The 18,943-nt window shown below is 70.6% G+C and carries 19 protein-coding genes; 17 read left to right on the plus strand and 2 right to left on the minus strand.

The annotated features are described in order from the left end of the window. Positions 1 to 2: 2 nt before the first annotated feature. From AC1DZA_RS11815 to AC1DZA_RS11870, 12 genes are all read left to right on the plus strand, one after another. Complete coding sequence (locus AC1DZA_RS11815; RefSeq protein WP_476772895.1) at positions 3 to 1,082, plus strand: cell division protein FtsQ/DivIB; 1,080 nt, start codon at positions 3 to 5, stop codon at positions 1,080 to 1,082. Between the two features lie 192 nt (positions 1,083 to 1,274). After that, a complete protein-coding gene (gene ftsZ / locus AC1DZA_RS11820; RefSeq protein ID WP_309978185.1) occupies positions 1,275 to 2,486 on the plus strand; it encodes a cell division protein FtsZ in 1,212 nt (403 codons plus the stop codon). A 31-nt stretch (positions 2,487 to 2,517) separates the two neighbouring features. After that, a complete protein-coding gene (locus AC1DZA_RS11825; protein WP_309978187.1) occupies positions 2,518 to 3,189 on the plus strand; it encodes a YggS family pyridoxal phosphate-dependent enzyme in 672 nt (223 codons plus the stop codon). A gap of 33 nt (positions 3,190 to 3,222) precedes the next feature. Continuing rightward, on the plus strand, positions 3,223 to 3,696 hold the full coding sequence (locus tag AC1DZA_RS11830) for a cell division protein SepF (protein ID WP_159605689.1): 474 nt from the start codon (positions 3,223 to 3,225) through the stop codon (positions 3,694 to 3,696). Between the two features lie 5 nt (positions 3,697 to 3,701). Continuing rightward, positions 3,702 to 4,019, plus strand: a complete 318-nt coding sequence (locus tag AC1DZA_RS11835) for a YggT family protein (RefSeq protein ID WP_309978191.1) — start codon at positions 3,702 to 3,704, stop codon at positions 4,017 to 4,019. A 112-nt stretch (positions 4,020 to 4,131) separates the two neighbouring features. Beyond that, entirely contained in the window at positions 4,132 to 4,815 is a 684-nt protein-coding gene (locus tag AC1DZA_RS11840) for a DivIVA domain-containing protein (RefSeq protein WP_476762500.1), read from the plus strand. Continuing rightward, positions 4,805 to 5,491 (plus strand): signal peptidase II, encoded by a 687-nt coding sequence (gene lspA / locus AC1DZA_RS11845; protein WP_476772896.1) that lies wholly within the window; start codon positions 4,805 to 4,807, stop codon positions 5,489 to 5,491. Before AC1DZA_RS11840 ends, lspA begins: the two co-directional genes overlap by 11 nt. Before the next feature lie 2 nt (positions 5,492 to 5,493). Then, positions 5,494 to 6,414: an RluA family pseudouridine synthase gene (locus AC1DZA_RS11850; protein WP_476772897.1), complete on the plus strand. Its 921-nt coding sequence runs from the start codon at positions 5,494 to 5,496 to the stop codon at positions 6,412 to 6,414. Between the two features lie 137 nt (positions 6,415 to 6,551). Further along, on the plus strand, positions 6,552 to 10,022 hold the full coding sequence (gene dnaE / locus AC1DZA_RS11855; RefSeq protein ID WP_476773029.1) for a DNA polymerase III subunit alpha: 3,471 nt from the start codon (positions 6,552 to 6,554) through the stop codon (positions 10,020 to 10,022). Positions 10,023 to 10,069: 47 nt separating this feature from the next. Further along, complete coding sequence (gene hisD / locus AC1DZA_RS11860; protein ID WP_476772898.1) at positions 10,070 to 11,377, plus strand: histidinol dehydrogenase; 1,308 nt, start codon at positions 10,070 to 10,072, stop codon at positions 11,375 to 11,377. 43 nt (positions 11,378 to 11,420) lie between these two features. Further along, positions 11,421 to 11,894 (plus strand): transcriptional regulator NrdR, encoded by a 474-nt coding sequence (gene nrdR, locus AC1DZA_RS11865; RefSeq protein WP_159602337.1) that lies wholly within the window; start codon positions 11,421 to 11,423, stop codon positions 11,892 to 11,894. Between the two features lie 84 nt (positions 11,895 to 11,978). Next, positions 11,979 to 13,046 carry a quinone-dependent dihydroorotate dehydrogenase gene (locus tag AC1DZA_RS11870; protein ID WP_476772899.1) on the plus strand — a complete coding sequence of 356 codons (1,068 nt, stop codon included), beginning with the start codon at positions 11,979 to 11,981 and terminating at the stop codon, positions 13,044 to 13,046. A 70-nt stretch (positions 13,047 to 13,116) separates the two neighbouring features. Here AC1DZA_RS11870 and AC1DZA_RS11875 read toward each other — a convergent pair whose 3' ends face one another. After that, entirely contained in the window at positions 13,117 to 14,175 is a 1,059-nt protein-coding gene (locus AC1DZA_RS11875; RefSeq protein WP_476762485.1) for an App1 family protein, read from the minus strand. Positions 14,176 to 14,284: 109 nt separating this feature from the next. Between AC1DZA_RS11875 and AC1DZA_RS11880 the strand changes: the two genes are divergently transcribed. The 5 genes from AC1DZA_RS11880 to AC1DZA_RS11900 all read left to right on the plus strand — a co-directional run bounded on the left by AC1DZA_RS11880 (position 14,285) and on the right by AC1DZA_RS11900 (position 18,235). Then, entirely contained in the window at positions 14,285 to 14,947 is a 663-nt protein-coding gene (locus AC1DZA_RS11880) for a TetR/AcrR family transcriptional regulator (RefSeq protein ID WP_476762484.1), read from the plus strand. Between the two features lie 129 nt (positions 14,948 to 15,076). Then, on the plus strand, positions 15,077 to 15,889 hold the full coding sequence (locus tag AC1DZA_RS11885) for an ABC transporter ATP-binding protein (protein WP_309978208.1): 813 nt from the start codon (positions 15,077 to 15,079) through the stop codon (positions 15,887 to 15,889). Further along, entirely contained in the window at positions 15,886 to 16,572 is a 687-nt protein-coding gene (locus AC1DZA_RS11890; RefSeq protein ID WP_476762483.1) for an ABC transporter permease, read from the plus strand. Before AC1DZA_RS11885 ends, AC1DZA_RS11890 begins: the two co-directional genes overlap by 4 nt. After that, positions 16,569 to 17,312, plus strand: a complete 744-nt coding sequence (locus tag AC1DZA_RS11895; RefSeq protein WP_476762482.1) for an ABC transporter permease — start codon at positions 16,569 to 16,571, stop codon at positions 17,310 to 17,312. Before AC1DZA_RS11890 ends, AC1DZA_RS11895 begins: the two co-directional genes overlap by 4 nt. Next, entirely contained in the window at positions 17,309 to 18,235 is a 927-nt protein-coding gene (locus tag AC1DZA_RS11900) for an ABC transporter substrate-binding protein (RefSeq protein ID WP_309978213.1), read from the plus strand. Before AC1DZA_RS11895 ends, AC1DZA_RS11900 begins: the two co-directional genes overlap by 4 nt. Here AC1DZA_RS11900 and AC1DZA_RS11905 read toward each other — a convergent pair. Continuing rightward, a complete protein-coding gene (locus tag AC1DZA_RS11905; protein WP_476772900.1) occupies positions 18,232 to 18,918 on the minus strand; it encodes a DedA family protein in 687 nt (228 codons plus the stop codon). The genes AC1DZA_RS11900 and AC1DZA_RS11905 overlap by 4 nt on opposite strands. Positions 18,919 to 18,943: the final 25 nt, after the last annotated feature.

Raw genomic sequence — 18,943 nt, forward strand, 5'->3', positions numbered from 1 at the left:
GCGTGAAGCGGCCCCAGGGCTTCGACCGGCCGCCCGCATCGCGGGCGACCGCACGTGCGCAGGCCGCCGCGTCGTCGGCGGGGGATGGCCGGACCGACGCGCGTCGGTCGGCGGATGCCGCGACCGCCGGTGCCTCGTCGGCGGATGCCCCGGTGGTCACCGCCGCCCGGCCGGTCGACCGCGACCGGGTGGTGACCGAGCCGATCCCCGTGGTCGCCGGGCCCACCGCCGGATCGCCGGGCGACGCGGTCGCTCCGACGTCGCCCGCGGCGTCCGACGTCGTGCCCATCGACCCGCCGACCGATGCGCCCGCCGACGCGCGCGCCTCGAAGCGCGCCATCGCCGCGGCGGCCCGGGAACGCCGGCGCTACGAGCGCCAGGAGGTGCGCCGTTTCACGAAGCGGTCGCGCCGACGCCGCATCACGTGGGCGGTCGTCATCGGCGCGGTCCTCGCACTCGTGGCGGTCATCGGCGTGGGCGCGTACTCGCCGCTCATGGCGCTGCGCGACGTGCGTGTCGAAGGTGCGCAGCGCATCCCCGCCGCCGACGTGCAGGCCGCGTTCGCCGGCGTGATGGGCACCCCGCTCCCGCTCATCGACTCCGGCGACGTGCAGGCGGCGCTCGCGCGATTCCCGCTCATCGAGACCTACGTGACCGAGACGATCCCGCCGGGCACGCTCGTCGTGCGCATCGTCGAGCGGACCCCGGTCGGCGTGATCGACACGGGGTCGGGCCTCGAACTGGTGGATGCCGCCGGCGTGGTCATCGACCGGCCCGAGACGGTGCCCGCCGGCCAGCCGCTCATCGAGGTCGACGGCGGCATCGCCGACGAGGGCTTCCGTGCCGTCGCCTCCGTCGTGCGCAGCCTTCCGGCCGAGGTCCGCGGACAGCTGACCCGTGCGACGGCGGCGACGGCCGACGACGTGCGCCTCGAGCTGGGGGGCGGTGCGAGCGTGGTCTGGGGGAGTGCCGAGGACTCGGTGCTGAAGGCCGACGTGCTCGCCGGGCTGATGCGCGCGGCGCCACCCGACACGGTGGCGTTGTACGACGTCTCGGCACCCACGAGCCCCGTGACCGAGTGACGTCGGCGCTCGACGCACCGTGCGGCGCGGCGGCGCTCGGCGCCAATCCCGGCGGCGGTTCGCGACACGCGGGAGCGCCTTGCGGAGCGTGGGGCGGCGGGCACCTACCGTCAGATCAGGAATTGCATACTCAGCAAGACTTTAACCTTCGACTTGAGGTTCAGGGTTCAGAGTTCGCACGGAGGGCCGGACATGTCGTCTAACCAGAACTACCTCGCCGTCATCAAGGTCGTCGGCATCGGCGGCGGTGGCGTCAACGCCGTCAACCGCATGATCGAACTCGGCCTGCGCGGCGTCGAGTTCATCGCGATCAACACCGATGCCCAGGCACTGCTGATGAGCGATGCCGACGTCAAGCTCGACGTCGGCCGAGATCTGACCCGTGGCCTCGGCGCGGGTGCCGACCCCGAGGTCGGTCGCCGTGCCGCGGAGGATCACGCCGAGGAGATCGAGGAGGCGTTGGCCGGCGCCGACATGGTCTTCGTGACCGCGGGCGAGGGCGGCGGCACCGGCACGGGCGGTGCGCCCGTCGTCGCGCGCATCGCGAAGTCCATCGGCGCCCTCACCATCGGTGTCGTCACGAAGCCGTTCGGATTCGAGGGCAAGCGCCGCCAGACGCAGGCGGAGCAGGGCGTCGCACGCCTGAAGGAGGAGGTCGACACCCTCATCGTCGTGCCGAACGACCGGTTGCTCGAGATCAGCGACCGCGGCATCTCGATGCTCGAGGCGTTCGCGACGGCCGACCAGGTGCTCCTCGCCGGCGTCCAGGGCATCACCGACCTGATCACCACGCCCGGCCTCATCAACCTGGACTTCGCCGACGTGAAGTCGGTCATGCAGGGCGCCGGATCGGCGCTCATGGGCATCGGCTCCTCGAGGGGTGCCGATCGCGCGATCAAGGCGGCCGAGCTGGCCGTCGCGAGCCCGCTGCTCGAGGCGTCGATCGACGGCGCCCACGGCGTGCTGCTCTCCATCCAGGGCGGCTCGAACCTCGGCATCTTCGAGATCAACGACGCGGCCCGCCTCGTGCAGGAGGCCGTGCACCCCGAGGCCAACATCATCTTCGGCGCCGTCATCGACGACACCCTCGGCGACGAGGTGCGCGTCACCGTCATCGCCGCGGGCTTCGACGGCGGCGAGCCGAACGCCAAGCAGCCCGTCGAGGCGCGGCGCACGAACTTCGTGCCCGCGGCCGTGGGCGTCGGCGCGGCGGTCGGCGGGTCGTCGCTCGGCGGTCCGGGCGCCGAAGCCGTGTCCGAGGCGATCGGCGAGATCGACATCGACGAGCTCGTCGAGACGGCGAACTGGGGCGAGGCGTCGCCAGCCGCTGCCGACCAGATCGTCTCCGACCCCGCGTTCGACGACGACGGCGACGACCTCGACATCCCCGACTTCCTGAAGTGAGCCGGGCCGTGTCGGCCGAACGGGGGAGCAGATGAGCGAGCTCGCCGACCGACTCGCGTCCGTCCGAGGCAGCATCGCGGATGCCGCGCGCGACGCCGGGCGGCATCCGAACGAGATCACGACCATCGTGGTGACGAAGTTCCAGCCGGCGTCGCTCGTGGCGGAGCTCGCCGCGCTCGGCGTGGAGGACTTCGGCGAGAACCGGCACCAGGAGGCGCAGGCGAAGGCCGCAGAGCTCGCCTCCCTCGGAGTCCGGTGGCACTTCGTCGGGCAACTGCAGAGCAAGAAGGCCAGGCAGGTCCGCGGTTACGCCACGGCGATCCATTCCGTGGACCGCGCGTCGCTCGTCGACGCCCTTCGATCGGATGCCGCGACCATCGACGCGTTCGTGCAGGTCAACCTCACCGACGACCCCGGCCGCGGCGGCGTGCAGCCCGACGAGGTCGACCGGCTGGCGGAGCAGGTGCTCGCGACTCCCGGCCTGCGCCTGCGGGGCCTGATGGCCGTGGCGCCGCTCGGCGAGCCGCCCCGTCCGGCGTTCGCACGGATGCACCTGCTCTCCGAGCGGGTGCAGAATCTGGCACCCGACGCACAGGCGTTGTCCATGGGGATGTCGCACGATTTCCGTGAGGCGATCTTGGAGGGCGCGACACACCTGCGGATCGGCACCGCAATCACCGGGAATCGGCCGGACGCCGGTTAGCCTCGAACAGACGGAACACAGACGGAGGCAGCGATGTCCAACCCGCTCAAGAAGACCATGGTCTACCTCGGACTCGCCGATGAGGAGTTCGAGCAGGAGGCCCCGCAGGCTCCGGCGCCCGCTGCACCCATCGTGCACGCGGCTCCCGCCGCCCCGAAGACCGGAGCGGCCGTCACGCCGCTTCGCAAGCACCAGGTCCAACCGACTACACCGCAGGCGGAGATGAACGAGATCCTCACCGTGCACCCGCGTCAGTACCGTGACGCGCAGGTGATCGCCGAATCCTTCCGCGAGGGAGTCCCCGTGATCATCAACCTCTCGCAGATGTCGGACGGCGACGCGCGTCGCCTGATCGACTTCGCGAGCGGCCTGTCCCAGGGGCTCTACGGCAAGATCGAGCGCGTCACGAGCAAGGTGTTCCTGCTCTCGCCGGCGCACGTCGTCGTCTCGGGCGAGGCCGGCGAGGCCGAAGGCGACGTCGACGCGTCGTTCTTCACGCACGCGTAGCCGCCGTGGGCGCACTGGCCGTCGTCTGGAACATCCTCTACACGCTGCTCCTCGTCTACTTCTTCGTGATGTGGGCGAGGTTCGTGCTGGACCTCGTCCGCACGTTCAACCGCTCGTGGAGGCCGCGCGGCGCCTGGCTCGTCGTCGTCGAGACGGTCTACAGCGTCACGGATCCGCCCGTGCGCTTCTTCCGGCGAATCGTGCCGCCGATCCGCATCGGCCAGGTCGCACTCGATCTCGGGTGGAGCCTGGCGATGCTGCTGGTCATCGTCGCCATGACCGTGGTGTCCTGGCTGGCGGCGGGCGCCGCGGCATCCGCCTGATGATCTCCTGCGAGGTGGCGGGCCGTGACGTTCGGCACTGCGGTCGCGTGGAGGTCTTTGCTACCGTTAGCAGAACGTTCGAACAGCTCGACAGATTTGAGGGTGGGAAGCCATGGCGCTAACTCCGGAAGATGTGGTCAACAAGCGCTTCCAGGCGACGAAGTTCCGGGAGGGCTACGACCAGGACGAGGTCGACGACTTCCTCGACGAGGTGGTCGTCGAACTGCGCCGACTGAACCAGGAGAACGAGGAGCTGCGCCAGCGTCTGTCCGCGGCCGAGTCCCGTGCTGCGGAGGCCGGCAAGGCCGCTCCCGCCGCGCCGGCCCCCGCCGCGGTGTACACGGAGCCGGCCGCGCCGCCTCCCACGGTCGCCGTGCCGACGCAGGCACCCGTGCAGCCGCAGTCCGAGCTCGACGAGCAGACGTCCACGACGAACCTGCTCCAGCTCGCGCGCCGCCTCCACGAGGAGCATGTCCGAGAGGGCATCGAGAAGCGCGACGCGCTGATCGCCGAGGGTCACGCCACCGCCGCGCGCGTCGTGGCCGAGGCCGAGGCGAAGCAGCGCCAGCAGATGGGCATCCTCGACCAGGAGCGCCTCGCGCTCGAGAAGCGCGTCGACGAGCTCCGCATCTTCGAGCGCGACTACCGCCTCAAGCTGAAGAGCTACATCGAGGGCCAGTTGCGCGAGCTCGACACCGCAGCGCCGGTGCAGGTCTCGGGCAACCAGGGCTTCTCCGCCCCGGTGAGCGCGGGCGACCAGACGCCGGCACCGACCTTCCAGGGCTTTGGCGGCTGAGCGGGCCGCGAAGGTCGGCACCACCACTGCACTCCTCATCCTGGTCGGCGGCGCCCTCGCGGTGTACTGCCTCGACCAGCTGAGCAAGTACCTCGTCGTCACGAACCTCACCGAGGGTGAGGTCGTGCCGGTGCTCGGCACCGTGCTGCAGTGGCAGTTCGTGCGGAACCCCGGCGCGGCCTTCTCGCTCGCCAGCGGCATGACGTGGATCTTCACGATCCTCGCCGCGGGCGTGATCACGTTCATCATCTGGTTCGCGCGGCGCATCCGCTCGGTCGCGTGGGCGCTCGTGTTCGCGCTGCTGCTCGGCGGGGTGCTCGGCAACCTCACCGACCGGCTCCTCCGCGAGCCGAGCTTCGGCCTCGGGCACGTCGTCGACTTCATCTCGACGCCATGGCTGATCCCCGCGATCTACAACGTCGCCGACATGGCGATCGTCTCGAGCATGGTGCTGTTCATGATCCTGACGATCCGCGGCGTCGGCCTCGACGGCTCTCGCGAGTCGAAGCGAGCGGATGCCACGGCCGAGGCCGGCGGCGATCCCGCTGCGGACGCGGAACCCGCAGCGCCCACCGCTCCGGGCGCCGCCACGGCGGATGGGGCGAACGGCGCACCGGCGACCGGTGAGGGTACGACAACGCCTCGCGTGGGCGCGCCGCTCGCGGCCGAGTCCTGAGCATGGAGCACCGCTCGTTCCCCGTGCCCGACGGGCTCGACGGCGTGCGCGTCGACCAGGGCCTCGCGAAGCTCCTCGGCTTCTCCCGCACGCAGGCGGCGGAGATCGCCGGGTCGGGCGGGGCGGTGCTCGACGGGGCATCCGTCGACAAGTCCGACCGGCTGCGCGCCGGGGGCTGGCTCGAGGTGAGCTGGGAGCCGCCGCGCACGGTGCAGGTCGAGGCGATCCCGGTGCCCGATCTCGGCATCGTGCACGACGACGACGACCTCGTGGTGGTCGACAAGCCGGCGGGCGTCGCCGCGCATCCGTCGCTCGGCTGGAACGGTCCCACGGTCGTGGGCGCCCTCGCCGCCGCGGGGTTCCGCATCTCCACCTCGGGCGCGCCCGAGCGCCAGGGCGTCGTGCACCGGCTCGATGCGGGCACGAGCGGCCTCATGGTCGTCGCGAAGTCCGAGCGGGCGTACACCGAGCTGAAGCGCCAGTTCCACGACCGGGAGGTCGAGAAGATCTACCACACGGTCGTGCAGGGGCACCCCGATCCGCTCGCCGGTACGATCGACGCACCAGTCGGGCGGCATCCGCGTTCCGAGTGGAAGTTCGCGGTGACCGCCGACGGCAAGCACGCGGTCACGCACTACGAGACCATCGAGGCGTTCCCGTACGCGTCGCTGCTCGAGGTGCACCTCGAGACGGGGCGCACGCACCAGATCCGAGTGCACATGGCGGCGCAGCGGCATCCGTGCGCGGGCGATGCCATGTACGGGGCCGACCCCACCCTCTCGGCGCGACTCGGCCTCACCCGCCAGTGGCTCCACGCCAGGCAGCTGTCGCTGACGCATCCCGGCACGGGCTCCTGGACGACGTTCGAGTCGGAGTACCCGGCCGATCTCTCCCACGCGCTCGACCTGCTCCGCGGGGACTGAGCGGGCGCGTCCGGTCCCCGGCGTGGGTGGCCGGCCGTAGAATTCGAACACCCCCAGAACCGACTCGCAGCATCCCGAAGAGGAGCCCAGTGGCCGCCGATTCCTTCGTCCACCTCCACGTGCACAGCGAGTACTCGATGCTCGACGGCGCCGCCCGGGTGGGGGAGCTCATCAAGGCGGCGCAGGGCGAGGGCATGCCCGCCGTGGCGGTCACCGACCACGGCAACGTGTTCGGCGCATACGACTTCTGGAAGCAGGCCACCGACGCGGGCATCAAGCCGATCATCGGCACCGAGGCGTACATCACGCCGGGCACGCACCGCGGCGACAAGACCCGGGTGCGATGGGGGAACGGCGGCGGCGACGACGTCTCGGGCTCGGGCGCCTACACGCACATGACCCTCCTGTCGGAGACGACCGAGGGCATGCACAACCTCTTCCGGCTCTCGAGCCGCGCCTCGATCGAGGGCTACTACTTCAAGCCGCGCATGGACCGCGAGCTGCTCGAGACGTACTCGAAGGGCCTCATCGCCACCACCGGATGCCCGTCGGGCGAGGTGCAGACCCGCCTGCGGCTCGGGCAGTACGACGAGGCCGTGCGCGCGGCATCCGAGTACCGCGACATCTTCGGCAAGGAGAACTACTTCGCCGAGATCATGGACCACGGGCTCGGCATCGAGACCCGCATCATGGAAGACCTGCTGCGGCTCGCCAAGCAGCTCGACCTGCCGCTGGTCGCGACGAACGACCTGCACTACACGCACGCGCACGACGCGAAGAGCCACGCGGCACTGCTCTGCGTGCAGTCGGGCTCGACGCTCGACGACCCGAACCGGTTCAAGTTCGACGCCGACGAGTTCTACCTGAAGACCGCCGCCGAGATGCGGCACCTCTTCCGCGACCACCCCGAGGCGTGCGACAACACCCTGCTCATCGCCGAGCGCGCCGACGTGCAGTTCAACACCAACGCCAACTACATGCCCCGCTTCCCCGTGCCCGAGGGCGAGAGCGAGGAGAGCTGGTTCGTGAAGGAGGTGGATCGCGGGCTCGCCGTGCGCTACCCCGACGGCATCCCCGGCGAGGTGCGCAAGCAGGCTGACTACGAGGTCGGCGTCATCCTGCAGATGGGCTTCCCCGGGTACTTCCTCGTCGTCGCCGACTTCATCAACTGGTCGAAGAACAACGGCATCCGCGTCGGCCCGGGTCGTGGCTCCGGCGCGGGGTCGATGGCCGCCTACGCGATGCGCATCACCGATCTCGACCCGCTGCAGCACGGGCTCATCTTCGAGCGGTTCCTCAATCCCGACCGCGTCTCGATGCCCGACTTCGACGTGGACTTCGACGAGCGTCGTCGCGGCGAGGTCATCAAGTACGTCACCGAGAAGTACGGCGACGAGCGCGTCGCGCAGATCGTCACCTACGGCACCATCAAGGCCAAGCAGGCGCTGAAGGACTCGAGCCGCGTGCTCGGATTCCCGTTCGGCATGGGCGAGAAGCTCACCAAGGCCATGCCGCCGGCGATCATGGGCAAGGACATCCCGCTGTCGGGCATCCTCGACACGGCGCATCCGCGCTACAAGGAGGCCGGTGACATCCGGGCCATCATCGAGACCGACGCCGAGGCGAAGACGGTCTTCGAGACGGCCCTCGGCCTCGAGAACCTGAAGCGCCAGTGGGGCGTGCACGCCGCCGGCGTCATCATGTCGAGCGACCCGCTCATCGACATCATCCCGATCATGAAGCGGGAGCAGGACGGCCAGATCGTCACGCAGTTCGACTACCCCGCGTGCGAGTCCCTCGGCCTCATCAAGATGGACTTCCTGGGGCTGCGCAACCTCACGATCATCGACGACGCGCTCGACAACATCGAGGCCAACCGCGGCTTCCGTCCCGTGCTCGAAGACCTCGAGCTCGACGACCCCGAGGCCTATGCGCTCCTCTCCCGCGGCGACACGCTCGGCGTCTTCCAGCTCGACGGCGGCCCGATGCGGTCGCTGCTCCGGCAGATGAAGCCAGACAACTTCGAGGACATCTCGGCCGTCATCGCGCTCTACCGGCCGGGTCCGATGGGCGCGAACTCGCACATCAACTACGCCCTGCGCAAGAACGGCCTGCAGCCGATCACGCCGATCCACCCCGAGCTCGAGGAGCCGCTGCGGGACATCCTCGACACCAGCTACGGCCTGATCATCTACCAGGAGCAGGTCATGGCGATCGCCCAGCGCGTCGCCGGCTTCTCGCTCGGACAGGCCGACATCCTCCGGCGCGCGATGGGCAAGAAGAAGAAGTCCGAGCTCGACAAGCAGTACGAGGGCTTCTCGGGCGGCATGAAGGCCAACGGGTTCTCGGATGCCGCGGTCAAGACGCTGTGGGACATCCTGCTGCCGTTCTCCGACTATGCCTTCAACAAGGCGCACTCCGCCGCCTACGGCGTGCTGAGCTACTGGACGGCCTACCTCAAGGCCCACTACCCGGCCGAGTACATGGCGGCGCTCCTCACGAGCGTCGGCGACGCCCGCGACAAGCTTGCGCTCTACCTCAACGAGTGCCGCCGCATGGGCATCAAGGTGCTCCCGCCCGACGTGAACGAGTCGATCGGCTACTTCGCCGCCGTGGGCGAGGACATCCGCTTCGGGCTCGGCGCCGTGCGCAACGTCGGCTTCAACGTGGTCGACGCGATCCGCGCCGCGCGCGAGCAGAAGGGCCGGTTCGAGTCGTTCCACGACTTCCTCAAGAAGTCGCCGATCCAGGTCGCGAACAAGCGCACCGTCGAGTCGCTCGTGAAGGCGGGCGCCTTCGACTCGCTCGGCCACACCCGGCGGGCGCTCGTCGAGATCCACGAGGGCGCCGTCGAGTCGGCCGTCAAGGAGAAGCGGGCCGAGGAGGTCGGCGACGTCGGCTTCGATTTCGACAGCCTCTTCGAGGACCACGAGCGCGACGCGGTCCCGTCGCTCGTGCCCGACCGGCCCGAGTGGGCCAAGCGCGACAAGCTCGCGTTCGAGCGCGAGATGCTCGGGCTCTACGTCTCCGACCACCCGCTCGCCGGGCTCGAGGTGCCGCTCGCGAAGCACGCCTCGACGACGATCACCGAGCTCCTCTCCTCGGATGCCACGCAGGACGGCGACACCGTGACCATCGCGGGTCTCGTCACGAGCGTCCAGCACCGCGTCGCACGCCAGAGCGGCAACCAGTACGGCATGATCCAGGTCGAGGACTTCTCGGGCGAGATCACCGTCATGTTCATGGGCAAGGCGTACCAGGAGTTCGCGCCGGGACTGAAGGCCGACTCGATCGCGGTCGTGCGCGGCCGGGTGAGCCTTCGCGACGACGGCATGAACCTGCACGCCTACAGCGTCTTCTCGCCCGAGCTCGGGCAGGGCGACGAGTCGGGGCCGGTCGTCATCTCGCTGCCCGACATCCGCGCGACCACCGACACGATCTCGGCCCTCGGCGACGTGCTCATCCGGCATGCCGGTGACACCGAGGTGCGGCTGAAGCTCGTGAAGGGCCGCACCGCGCGGGTGTTCGAGCTCCCGTACCCCGTCAAGGTGACGGCGGATTTCTACGGCGAGATCAAGAGCCTCCTCGGTCCGAACTGCCTCGTGTGACCGTGGCCGACGTCGCACCGCGCCCCGCTCGGTAGGCTGGTCGCCTCATGCTGCGAACCATCGACCTGCGCGGAACCCGTCCATCGGCGAGCGAACTGCTCGCACTCGTGCCACGCGCCGCGACCGACGTCACGGCGGCGCTCGACCCGGCGCGAGCGCTCATCGACGCCGTGCGCGAGGGCGGCGAGTCGGCGCTCCTCGACCAGGCCGAGCGGTTCGACCGAGTCCGCCCAGCCGCGGTGCGGGTGCCGGCGGCGGAGCTCGAGGCCGCCCTCGACGCGCTCGAGGCGGACGTGCGCTCGGCCCTCGAGTCGACGATCGCCCGCGTCCGGGCTGCGAGCGCCGCACAGGTGCCCGCGCCCGAGCGCACGGAACTGGCCGACGGCGCGATCGTGGAGCAGCGGTGGCAGCCCGTGGCCCGCGTCGGCCTGTACGTGCCGGGCGGCAAGGCGGTCTACCCGTCGAGCGTCGTGATGAACGTCGTCCCCGCGCAGGTCGCCGGCGTGCGGTCGATCGCGCTCGCCTCACCCCCGCAGGCCGAGTTCGGCGGCCGCATCCACCCGACGATCGCGGCGGCGGCGGCGCTCCTCGGCGTCACCGAGGTATACGCGATGGGCGGCGCGGGCGCCATCGGGGCCTTCGCATACGGCGTCCCCGAGATCGGGCTCGATCCCGTGCAGCGCGTCACCGGCCCGGGCAACGTGTACGTCGCCGCGGCGAAGCGGCTCGTGCAGGGCGTCACCGGCATCGACGCGGAGGCCGGTCCGACCGACATCCTCGTCATCGCCGACGATGCGGCCGACCCCGACCTCGTCGCCGCCGACCTCGTGAGCCAGGCCGAGCACGACGAGCTCGCGGCATCGGTGCTCGTCACCGATTCGGCCGAGTTCGCCGACCTCGTTCGAGAGCGCCTCGAGGTGCGCGTGGCCGCCACGAAGCACGCGGCGCGCGTGCGCACGGCCGTCGAGGGCGTGCAGTCGGCCGTGGTGCTCGTCGACGACCTCGAGGGCGCCGCCGACTTCTCGAACGCGTTCGGACCGGAGCACCTCGAGATCCAGGTGCGCGACACCGACGCCGTGCTCGCTCGCATCGAGAACGCCGGCGCGATCTTCATCGGCCCGTACTCGCCGGTGAGCCTCGGCGACTACGCCGCGGGTTCCAACCACGTGCTGCCCACCGGCGGGCAGGCCAGGTCGACCGCCGGCCTCTCGGCCGCGACGTTCCTGCGTCCGCAGCAGGTCGTCCGCTACGACGAGCGTGCGTTGCGCGAGGTCGCCCCGGTCATCGCCGCGCTGTCGGCCGAGGAGGACCTGCCCGCGCACGGCGAGGCGGTCACGGCGCGCTTCGAGCGCTGAGCGCGGAGGCCGGGCGTCGCCGCGCCGCTAGGCTGGGAGCACCATGTACTGTCCGTTCTGCCGTCACCCCGATTCCCGTGTCATCGACTCGCGCACGAGTGATGACGGACTCTCGATCAGGCGCCGCAGGCAGTGCCCCGAGTGCGGCCGCCGGTTCTCCACGACCGAGACCGCGAGCCTCGCGGTCATCAAGCGCAGCGGCGTCATCGAGCCGTTCAGCCGCGAGAAGGTCGTGCTGGGCGTGAAGAAGGCGTGCCAGGGTCGACCGGTCACCGACTCCGACCTCGCCGTGCTCGCGCAGAAGGTCGAGGAGACCATCCGCTCCACGGGCGCGTCGCAGATCGAGGCGAACGACATCGGGCTCGCCATCCTGCCGCCGCTCCGCGAGCTCGACGAGGTGGCCTACCTGCGCTTCGCGAGCGTGTACCAGGCGTTCGAGTCGCTCGACGACTTCGAGTCGGCGATCGGCCAGCTCCGCGCCGAGCACGGCCGGCTGCCGGCGCGACCCGTCGAGTGAGGTGCCCCGCGGCGTCGCAGCATGACGTCGACGGTTCCGCATCGTCCGGCGCGTCCGTGCACCTCCGATAGCCTGAGTCCCGGCATGTATCGACTCCTCTTCTCCCTCGTCCTGTCCCGCATGGACCCCGAAGACGCGCACCACCTTGCATTCCGGGTCATCCGGATGCTGCCGGCGCTCGGGTTCGGCCGGCTCGTCGAACTCGCCACTCGGCCCGATCCGTCGCTCGCGGTGCACGCGCTCGGTCGCACGTTCGGGTCGCCGTTCGGCGTCGCCGCGGGATTCGACAAGGACGGGTTCGCCGTGCGCGGGCTCGGCAACCTGGGCTTCGGGCACGTCGAGGTCGGCACGATCACGGCCGTCGCCCAGCCCGGCAACGAGCGGCCCCGGCTGTTCCGCCTGGTGCGCGACCGCGCCCTGGTGAACCGCATGGGCTTCAACAACGGCGGGGCGGATGCCGCGGTCGGCCGCCTGTCGCGGCTCTCCCGCCTACCGCACCGCCCCGTGCTCGGCGTGAACATCGGCAAGAGCCGGGTCACCGCGGTCGAGGACGCCGTGGCCGACTACGAACGCAGCGCCCGAGTGCTGGCGCCGTTCGCCGATTACCTCGTCGTCAACGTCAGCTCGCCGAACACACCCGGCCTGCGCGGCCTGCAGGAGCTCGACGCGCTCGCGCCGCTGCTCGAGGCCGTACGGGCGATCGCGGGCACCACCCCGCTCCTCGTCAAGATCGCCCCAGACCTCGCCGACGACGAGGTGGTGCGCATCTGCGAGCTGGTGACGCGTCTCGGCCTCGACGGCATCATCGCCACGAACACGACGATCTCCCGCGAGGGGCTCACGGCCTCGGCGGCCGAGGTCGAGCGGATCGGCGCCGGGGGGCTCTCGGGCGCGCCGCTCGCCGCGCGCTCCTTGGAGGTGCTGCGCCTCGTTCGCGCGCACGTGCCCTCCGAGCTCTGCGTGATCTCGGTGGGTGGCGTCGAGACCGCCGAGGACGTGCAGGCCCGTCTCGACGCGGGCGCCACGCTCGTGCAGGGCTATTCGGCCTTCATCTACCGCGGCCCGCTCTGGGCGCGCCAAGTCAATCGCGGACTTGCGCGCATCCGCCGAGCCGCCGGTCGATCGGAAACCGCGGCGCCGTCCGGCGCCTGAGTCCTCGGACGCCGTCCGCCGACATCCGTCGTGGTCCGCCGCGCCGACAGGTCGCGGGAGGTGCGACGGGTCAGAGCAGTCCGTGCTCGCCGAGACGGTCGGCCAGTGTCGAGCCGTCGCTCGCGGACACCCAGGGCACGTCGGCCCCGTGCTGCTCCGCCTTGGAGCGACCACCCGCGAGCACGGCCTCGCCGGTGGAGAGCTCGCGGATGGCCACCGCGGCGACGCGTCCGGGATGCTCGGCGGCGAAGTTCGCGTAGTGCTCCTCGTCGTGCTGCCCGTCGTCGCCGATGAGGAGCCAGCGCACGTCGGGGAACTCCTCGGCCAGGCGGCGGAGATTCTCCTCCTTGTGCGCCCTGCCGCTGCGGAACAGCCGGTCGTGCGTCGGACCCCAGTCGGTGAGCAGGAGCGGCCCGGCGGGGTAGAGGTTGCGCGAGAGGAAGCGCGTCAACGTCGGCGCCACGTTCCACGCGCCCGTCGAGAGGTAGATCACGGGCGCCCCGGGGTGGGCCCGCACCAGCCGCTCGTACAGCACCGCCATCCCGGGGGTGGGGATGCGCGCGTGCTCGTCGAGCACGAACGTGTTCCAGAAGGCGACGAAGGGGCGGGGGAGCGCGGTCACCATCACGGTGTCGTCGACGTCGGAGATGATGCCGAAGTGCACGTCGGGGCCGACGATCCAGATCGGCGCCTCCACCGGCTCGGATCCCTCGGTGCGCAGCGTCGCCTGGTGCCATCCGGGGGCCAGCGACACGGGGACGCGCGTGTCGACCACGCCGCCCCGGTCGGCGAGCACCTCGATGCGCTCACCGCCGACCTCGATGACGACCGGCACGTCGCCGACGGGCACGCTAGTGAAGCTCCGCCAACCCCGGATGCCCTGCTCGCGGCGCTTGCGCCGTCGCTTCGACGGCTCGTCGGCCGCGATCGGCCGGCTGAGCAGCACGCGGCAGAGTACGCGCACCCATTCGGTGGACCCGTAGCCCGTGTAAGGCACCACGGTCGGGACGTGCCCGCGTCGGCGCGCCCAGCGCTCCCGGATGTCGTGCAACCAGTCTTCGAGGCGCGCGGCACGGTGCCGGACCTGGCGCTCTCGAGATCCGGCCGGGGTTGGGGGACTCGCCGGCATCCACTCAGTCTGTCACGCGGGCGGTACCGGCCGAAAACACGGGCCTCGCGGTGGTCGGACGGATGTCGGCCCGGCCGGTAGAGTGGACCCCGCAAATGAGGGAGGTTCCGTGCCGAATGTCGACCTGATCCTGGGGGCCGATCCGAACCGGAGGGTGGCGGTGCGCACCGAGCCGACGCAACGGCGCAGCACCCAGCGGCTCGACGCGCTGCTCGACGCTGCCGCGGAGATCGTCGACGAGACCGGGTTCGAGCGGCTGACCACCCAGATGGTCGCCGAGCGCGCCGGCGCGTCGATCGGCACCGTCTACCGCTACTTCCCCGACCGCGTCGCGGTGCTCCACGCATTGCGCGAGCGGTCGATCCGGCGCTTCCGCGAGCGGGTGGCCGACGACATGGAGCGCACGGCGCTCACGACGTGGTGGGACGTGGTCGACGTCTCGCTCGATGCGTTCGCCGCCCTCTACCGCGACGAGCCCGGCTTCAGCGTGGTCCACGCCGGGCGACGCGATACGGCCGACGGCGACATCGAGCCCGAGTTCGCCCACCGCCTCGCGAGCCTCATCGAGGCTGAGTTCGGCGGGGTCCCCGACCCCGAGGAGCTTCGCTTCCGCCTGGGCGTGGCGATCGAGCTCGGCGACGCGCTCATCAGCCGGGCCTTCGAGCGCAAGCCCGTGGGCGACGACCGCTACCTCGCCGAGGCCAAGCGCCTCGTGCACGACTACCTCGCCGAGCACCTCGGCGGGGCGCTCGCCGCCAGTTCCGCGGCCTGAACCACCGGCTCCGGCGCGGCACGACCTTCATGTGACGCGCCGAGTGTCAACGCGTTGCCCTGACGGGGGAATGGTGTTTGGCTTGGACTCCGGCTTCCGGGCGACGACCCGAGACGAGTGAGGCAGCCCATGATCGAGTTCCGCCGCGTCACCAAGCAGTTCCCCGACGGCACCGTCGCGGTCGAGAACGTCGACATCGTGATCCCGCCGCGCAAGACGACCGTGCTCGTCGGGTCGTCTGGATCGGGCAAGACGACGCTCCTTCGGATGATCAACCGCATGGTCGACCCGAGCGGCGGCCAGGTGCTCATCGACGGCACCGACGTCGCCACGGTCGATCCGGTGCAGTTGCGCCGCGGCATCGGCTACGTCATGCAGAACTCGGGCCTCCTCCCGCACCGCACCGTCATCGACAACGTCGCCACCGTCCCGCTGCTCCGCGGCACCGGCAAGCGCCAGGCCTATGATCGCGCGCTCGAGCTCATGGACACCGTGGGCCTCGATCGTTCGCTCGCCGACCGGTACCCGAGCCAACTCTCGGGAGGCCAGCAGCAGCGGGTCGGCGTCGCGCGCGGGCTCGCCGTCGATCCGAACATCCTCCTCATGGACGAGCCGTTCGGCGCGGTCGATCCGATCGTCCGGGCGGAGCTGCAGCAGGAACTGCTGCGGCTGCAGGGCGAGCTCGGCAAGACGGTGGTCTTCGTGACCCACGACATCGACGAGGCGTTCCTGCTCGGCGACCAGGTGGTCATCATGCAGCGCGGCGGGAAGATCTCGCAGGCCGCCTCGCCGAGCGAGATCCTCGCGCGTCCGGCCGACGCGTTCGTGGCCGACTTCGTGGGCGCCGACCGCGGCAAGCGCGCGCTGCACCTGACGGACGTCGACGGCCGCAGGGTGGTCGTCGACGCCGACGGACGTCCGGCGGGGGTCCTCGCCCCGTGAACTGGCTCTGGTCGAACCTCGACCTCGTCGGCGAGCTCATGCTCGTGCACCTGGCATTGTCGGTGCCCGCGATCATACTGAGCTTCGTGGCGTCGGTCCCCATCGGATGGCTCGCGCACCGCTACCGGTGGTCGCGAGGCGTGCTCCTGTCCCTCTGCGGGCTGCTCTACGCCATCCCGTCGCTCGCGCTGTTCGTGGCGCTCCCGCCCATCACCGGCCTGAGCCTGCGGTCGCCGCTCAACCTCGTCATCGCCCTCACGTTGTACGGCATCGCGGTGCTCGTGCGCACCGCCGCCGACGCCTTCGACTCGGTCGAGCCCGACGTGCGCCAGTCGGCGACGGCGATGGGCTTCTCGTCGGCCGGCCGCTTCTGGGGCGTCGACCTTCCCCTGGCCGGGCCGGTGCTCGTCTCCGGTCTCCGCGTGGTCATCGTGAGCACGGTGAGCCTCGCCACCGTCGGTGCCGTGATCGGCGTGCAGAGCCTCGGCAGCCTGTTCACCGACGGGTTCCAGCGCGGCATCCAGGCCGAGATCTTCACGGGCATCGTCGCGACCATCGTGCTGGCGTTGGCGCTCGACTGGGCCTGCGTCCGCATCGGGCGCCTGCTCATGCCGTGGTCGCGTCCCGACGCGGCGCAGCGGCGGCGGTCGGTAGAGCGGGTCGAGCGGGTGGATGCCGCGTGAACCTCTTCCTCGACGGCATCGCCTGGATCCTCGATCCCGCGAACTGGACGGGCGTCGGCAGCATTCCCGAGCGCATCGGACAGCACCTGCTGATCTCCGCCATCGTCCTCGTCATCGCGTCGGTCATCGCCCTGCCGGCCGGAGTGGCGGTGGGCCACTCCGGGCGCGGCAAGGAGCCGGCGGTGATGGTCTCGGGCGGCCTTCGGGCGCTGCCGACCCTCGGCGTGCTCACCCTGTTCGCGCTCTGGCTCGGCATCGGCCTGCAGGCGCCGATCATCGCCCTCGTCATCCTCGCGATCCCGCCGCTGCTCGCCGGGGCCTATGCGGGCCTCGAGTCCGTGGATCGGCGCACGATCGACGCCGCCCGTGCGATGGGCATGCGCGAAGACCAGATCATCGGCAAGGTGGAGCTGCCGCTCGGCATGCCGATCGTCGTCGGCGGCATCCGCTCGGCCACGCTGCAGATCATCGCGACGGCCACGCTCGCCGCCTACGTGGCCGACTTCGGGCTCGGCCGGTACATCTTCGCCGGCCTGAAGACCCGCGACTACGCCGAGATGCTCGGCGGTTCCATCCTCGTCATCATCCTCGCGCTGGCCATCGATGGCCTGTTCGCGATCACGCAACGCCTCGTCGTCCCGCATGGCGTGCGGGCGGCGCGAGGTGCAGAGCTCCGCCCAGGGCCGTCCCGGTCCAGGGCGGCCGTGGGGCGACCCATCACCGAAGGGAATCAGGAATGATCACAGCAGGAAAAGGCCGGCTCGTTGCCCTGGCAGCGGTCGTGGTCGGGGCGACAGTGGCCCTGGCAGGGTGTTCATCGGGCGATCCGCTGGACAGCGGATCCTCCGACGGCGGCGGTTCGTCCGAGACGATCGTCGTCGGCTCGCAGGACTACTACTCGAACGAGATCATCGCCGAGCTCTACGCCCAGGCGCTCGAGGAGAACGGCTACACCGTCGAGCGCGACCTCCGCATCGGCCAGCGCGAGGTGTACATCCCCGAGATCGAGAGCGGTTCGATCGACGTGTTCCCCGAGTACACGGGCAACCTCCTCCAGTACTACGTGCCCGACACCGCCGCCACCACGAGCGACGACGTCTACGCCGAGCTCGAGACCTCGCTGCCCGACGGGCTGCGCGTGCTCGACCAGTCGCCGGCGACCGACCAGGACTCGTACAACGTGACGAAGACGTTCTCCGAGGAGAACGACGTGACGAGCCTCGCCGACCTGAAGAACGTGTCGACGCCCATCACGCTGGGCGGCAACTCGGAGCTGGCGACGCGTCCCTATGGACCCGAGGGCCTGAAGTCGGTCTACGGCGTCGACGTGGCGTTCACGCCCATCGAAGACAGCGGCGGCCCGCTGACGCTCAAGGCGCTCGTCGACAACCAGGTGCAGATGGTGAACATCTACAGCGCCGACCCGAACATCGCCGCGAACGACCTCGTCACGCTCGAGGACCCCGAGGGCCTCTTCCTCGCGTCGAACGTCGTGCCCGTCGTGAGCGAGAAGGTCGACGACAAGATCGCGAAGATCCTCAACACGGTCAGCGCCGCGCTCACCGCGGAGGACCTCGTGGCACTGAACGCACTCAGTGTCAACGAGCAGGAGTCCGCCGACCAGATCGCGAGCGACTGGCTCGCCGACAAGGCGCTCTTCTAGGGCTCGCGCGTTGCACTCGGGGGGTCGGATGCTTCGGTGTCCGGCCCCTCGGCCATGTGCCGAGACTCCACGCGAACGATGAGCTTCTTCGCGCCCCAGACGACGAGCAGGAATGCTGCGATCACCGCGACGAAGAGGTAGCCGGCCCAGTGCAGGTCCCGGCTGAGTTCGCGGTATCCGCCGGCGGCCGCCGATCCGACGGAGACATAGGCGAAGGCCCAAATCACGCAGGCGGGCACCGTCCACGCCATGAACTTGCGGTAGCGCATGGTGCTCATGCCGACGGTGAGCGGGATGAGCGAATGCAGCACGGGCAGGAAGCGGGAGATGAACACGGCGGGTCCGCCGCGTCGATCGAGGTATCGCTGCGCCCTCGCCCAGTTCTCCTCGCCGATGCGGCGCCCGAGCCGCGACCGCTGGATGTGCGGCCCGAACCAGCGCCCGAGGCCGAAGCCGATGCTCTCGCCGATGAGGGCCCCGGCGATCACGGCGAAGACGAGGGCGAAGTACTGGCCGACGCCGTCCACGGCGGTCGATGCCACGAGCACGATCGTGTCGCCCGGGACGACGAGGCCGATGAGCACGGACGTCTCGAGGAGGATCCCGACCCCGGCGAGCAGGGTGCGGGCCACCGGGTCCACGGCCTGCACCACGTCGAGGATCCAGTCGAGGAGCTCGTTCACGCTCCGAGCGTATCGACGCGCTCCG

The organism is Agromyces sp. P2_B3, from assembly GCF_056404815.1.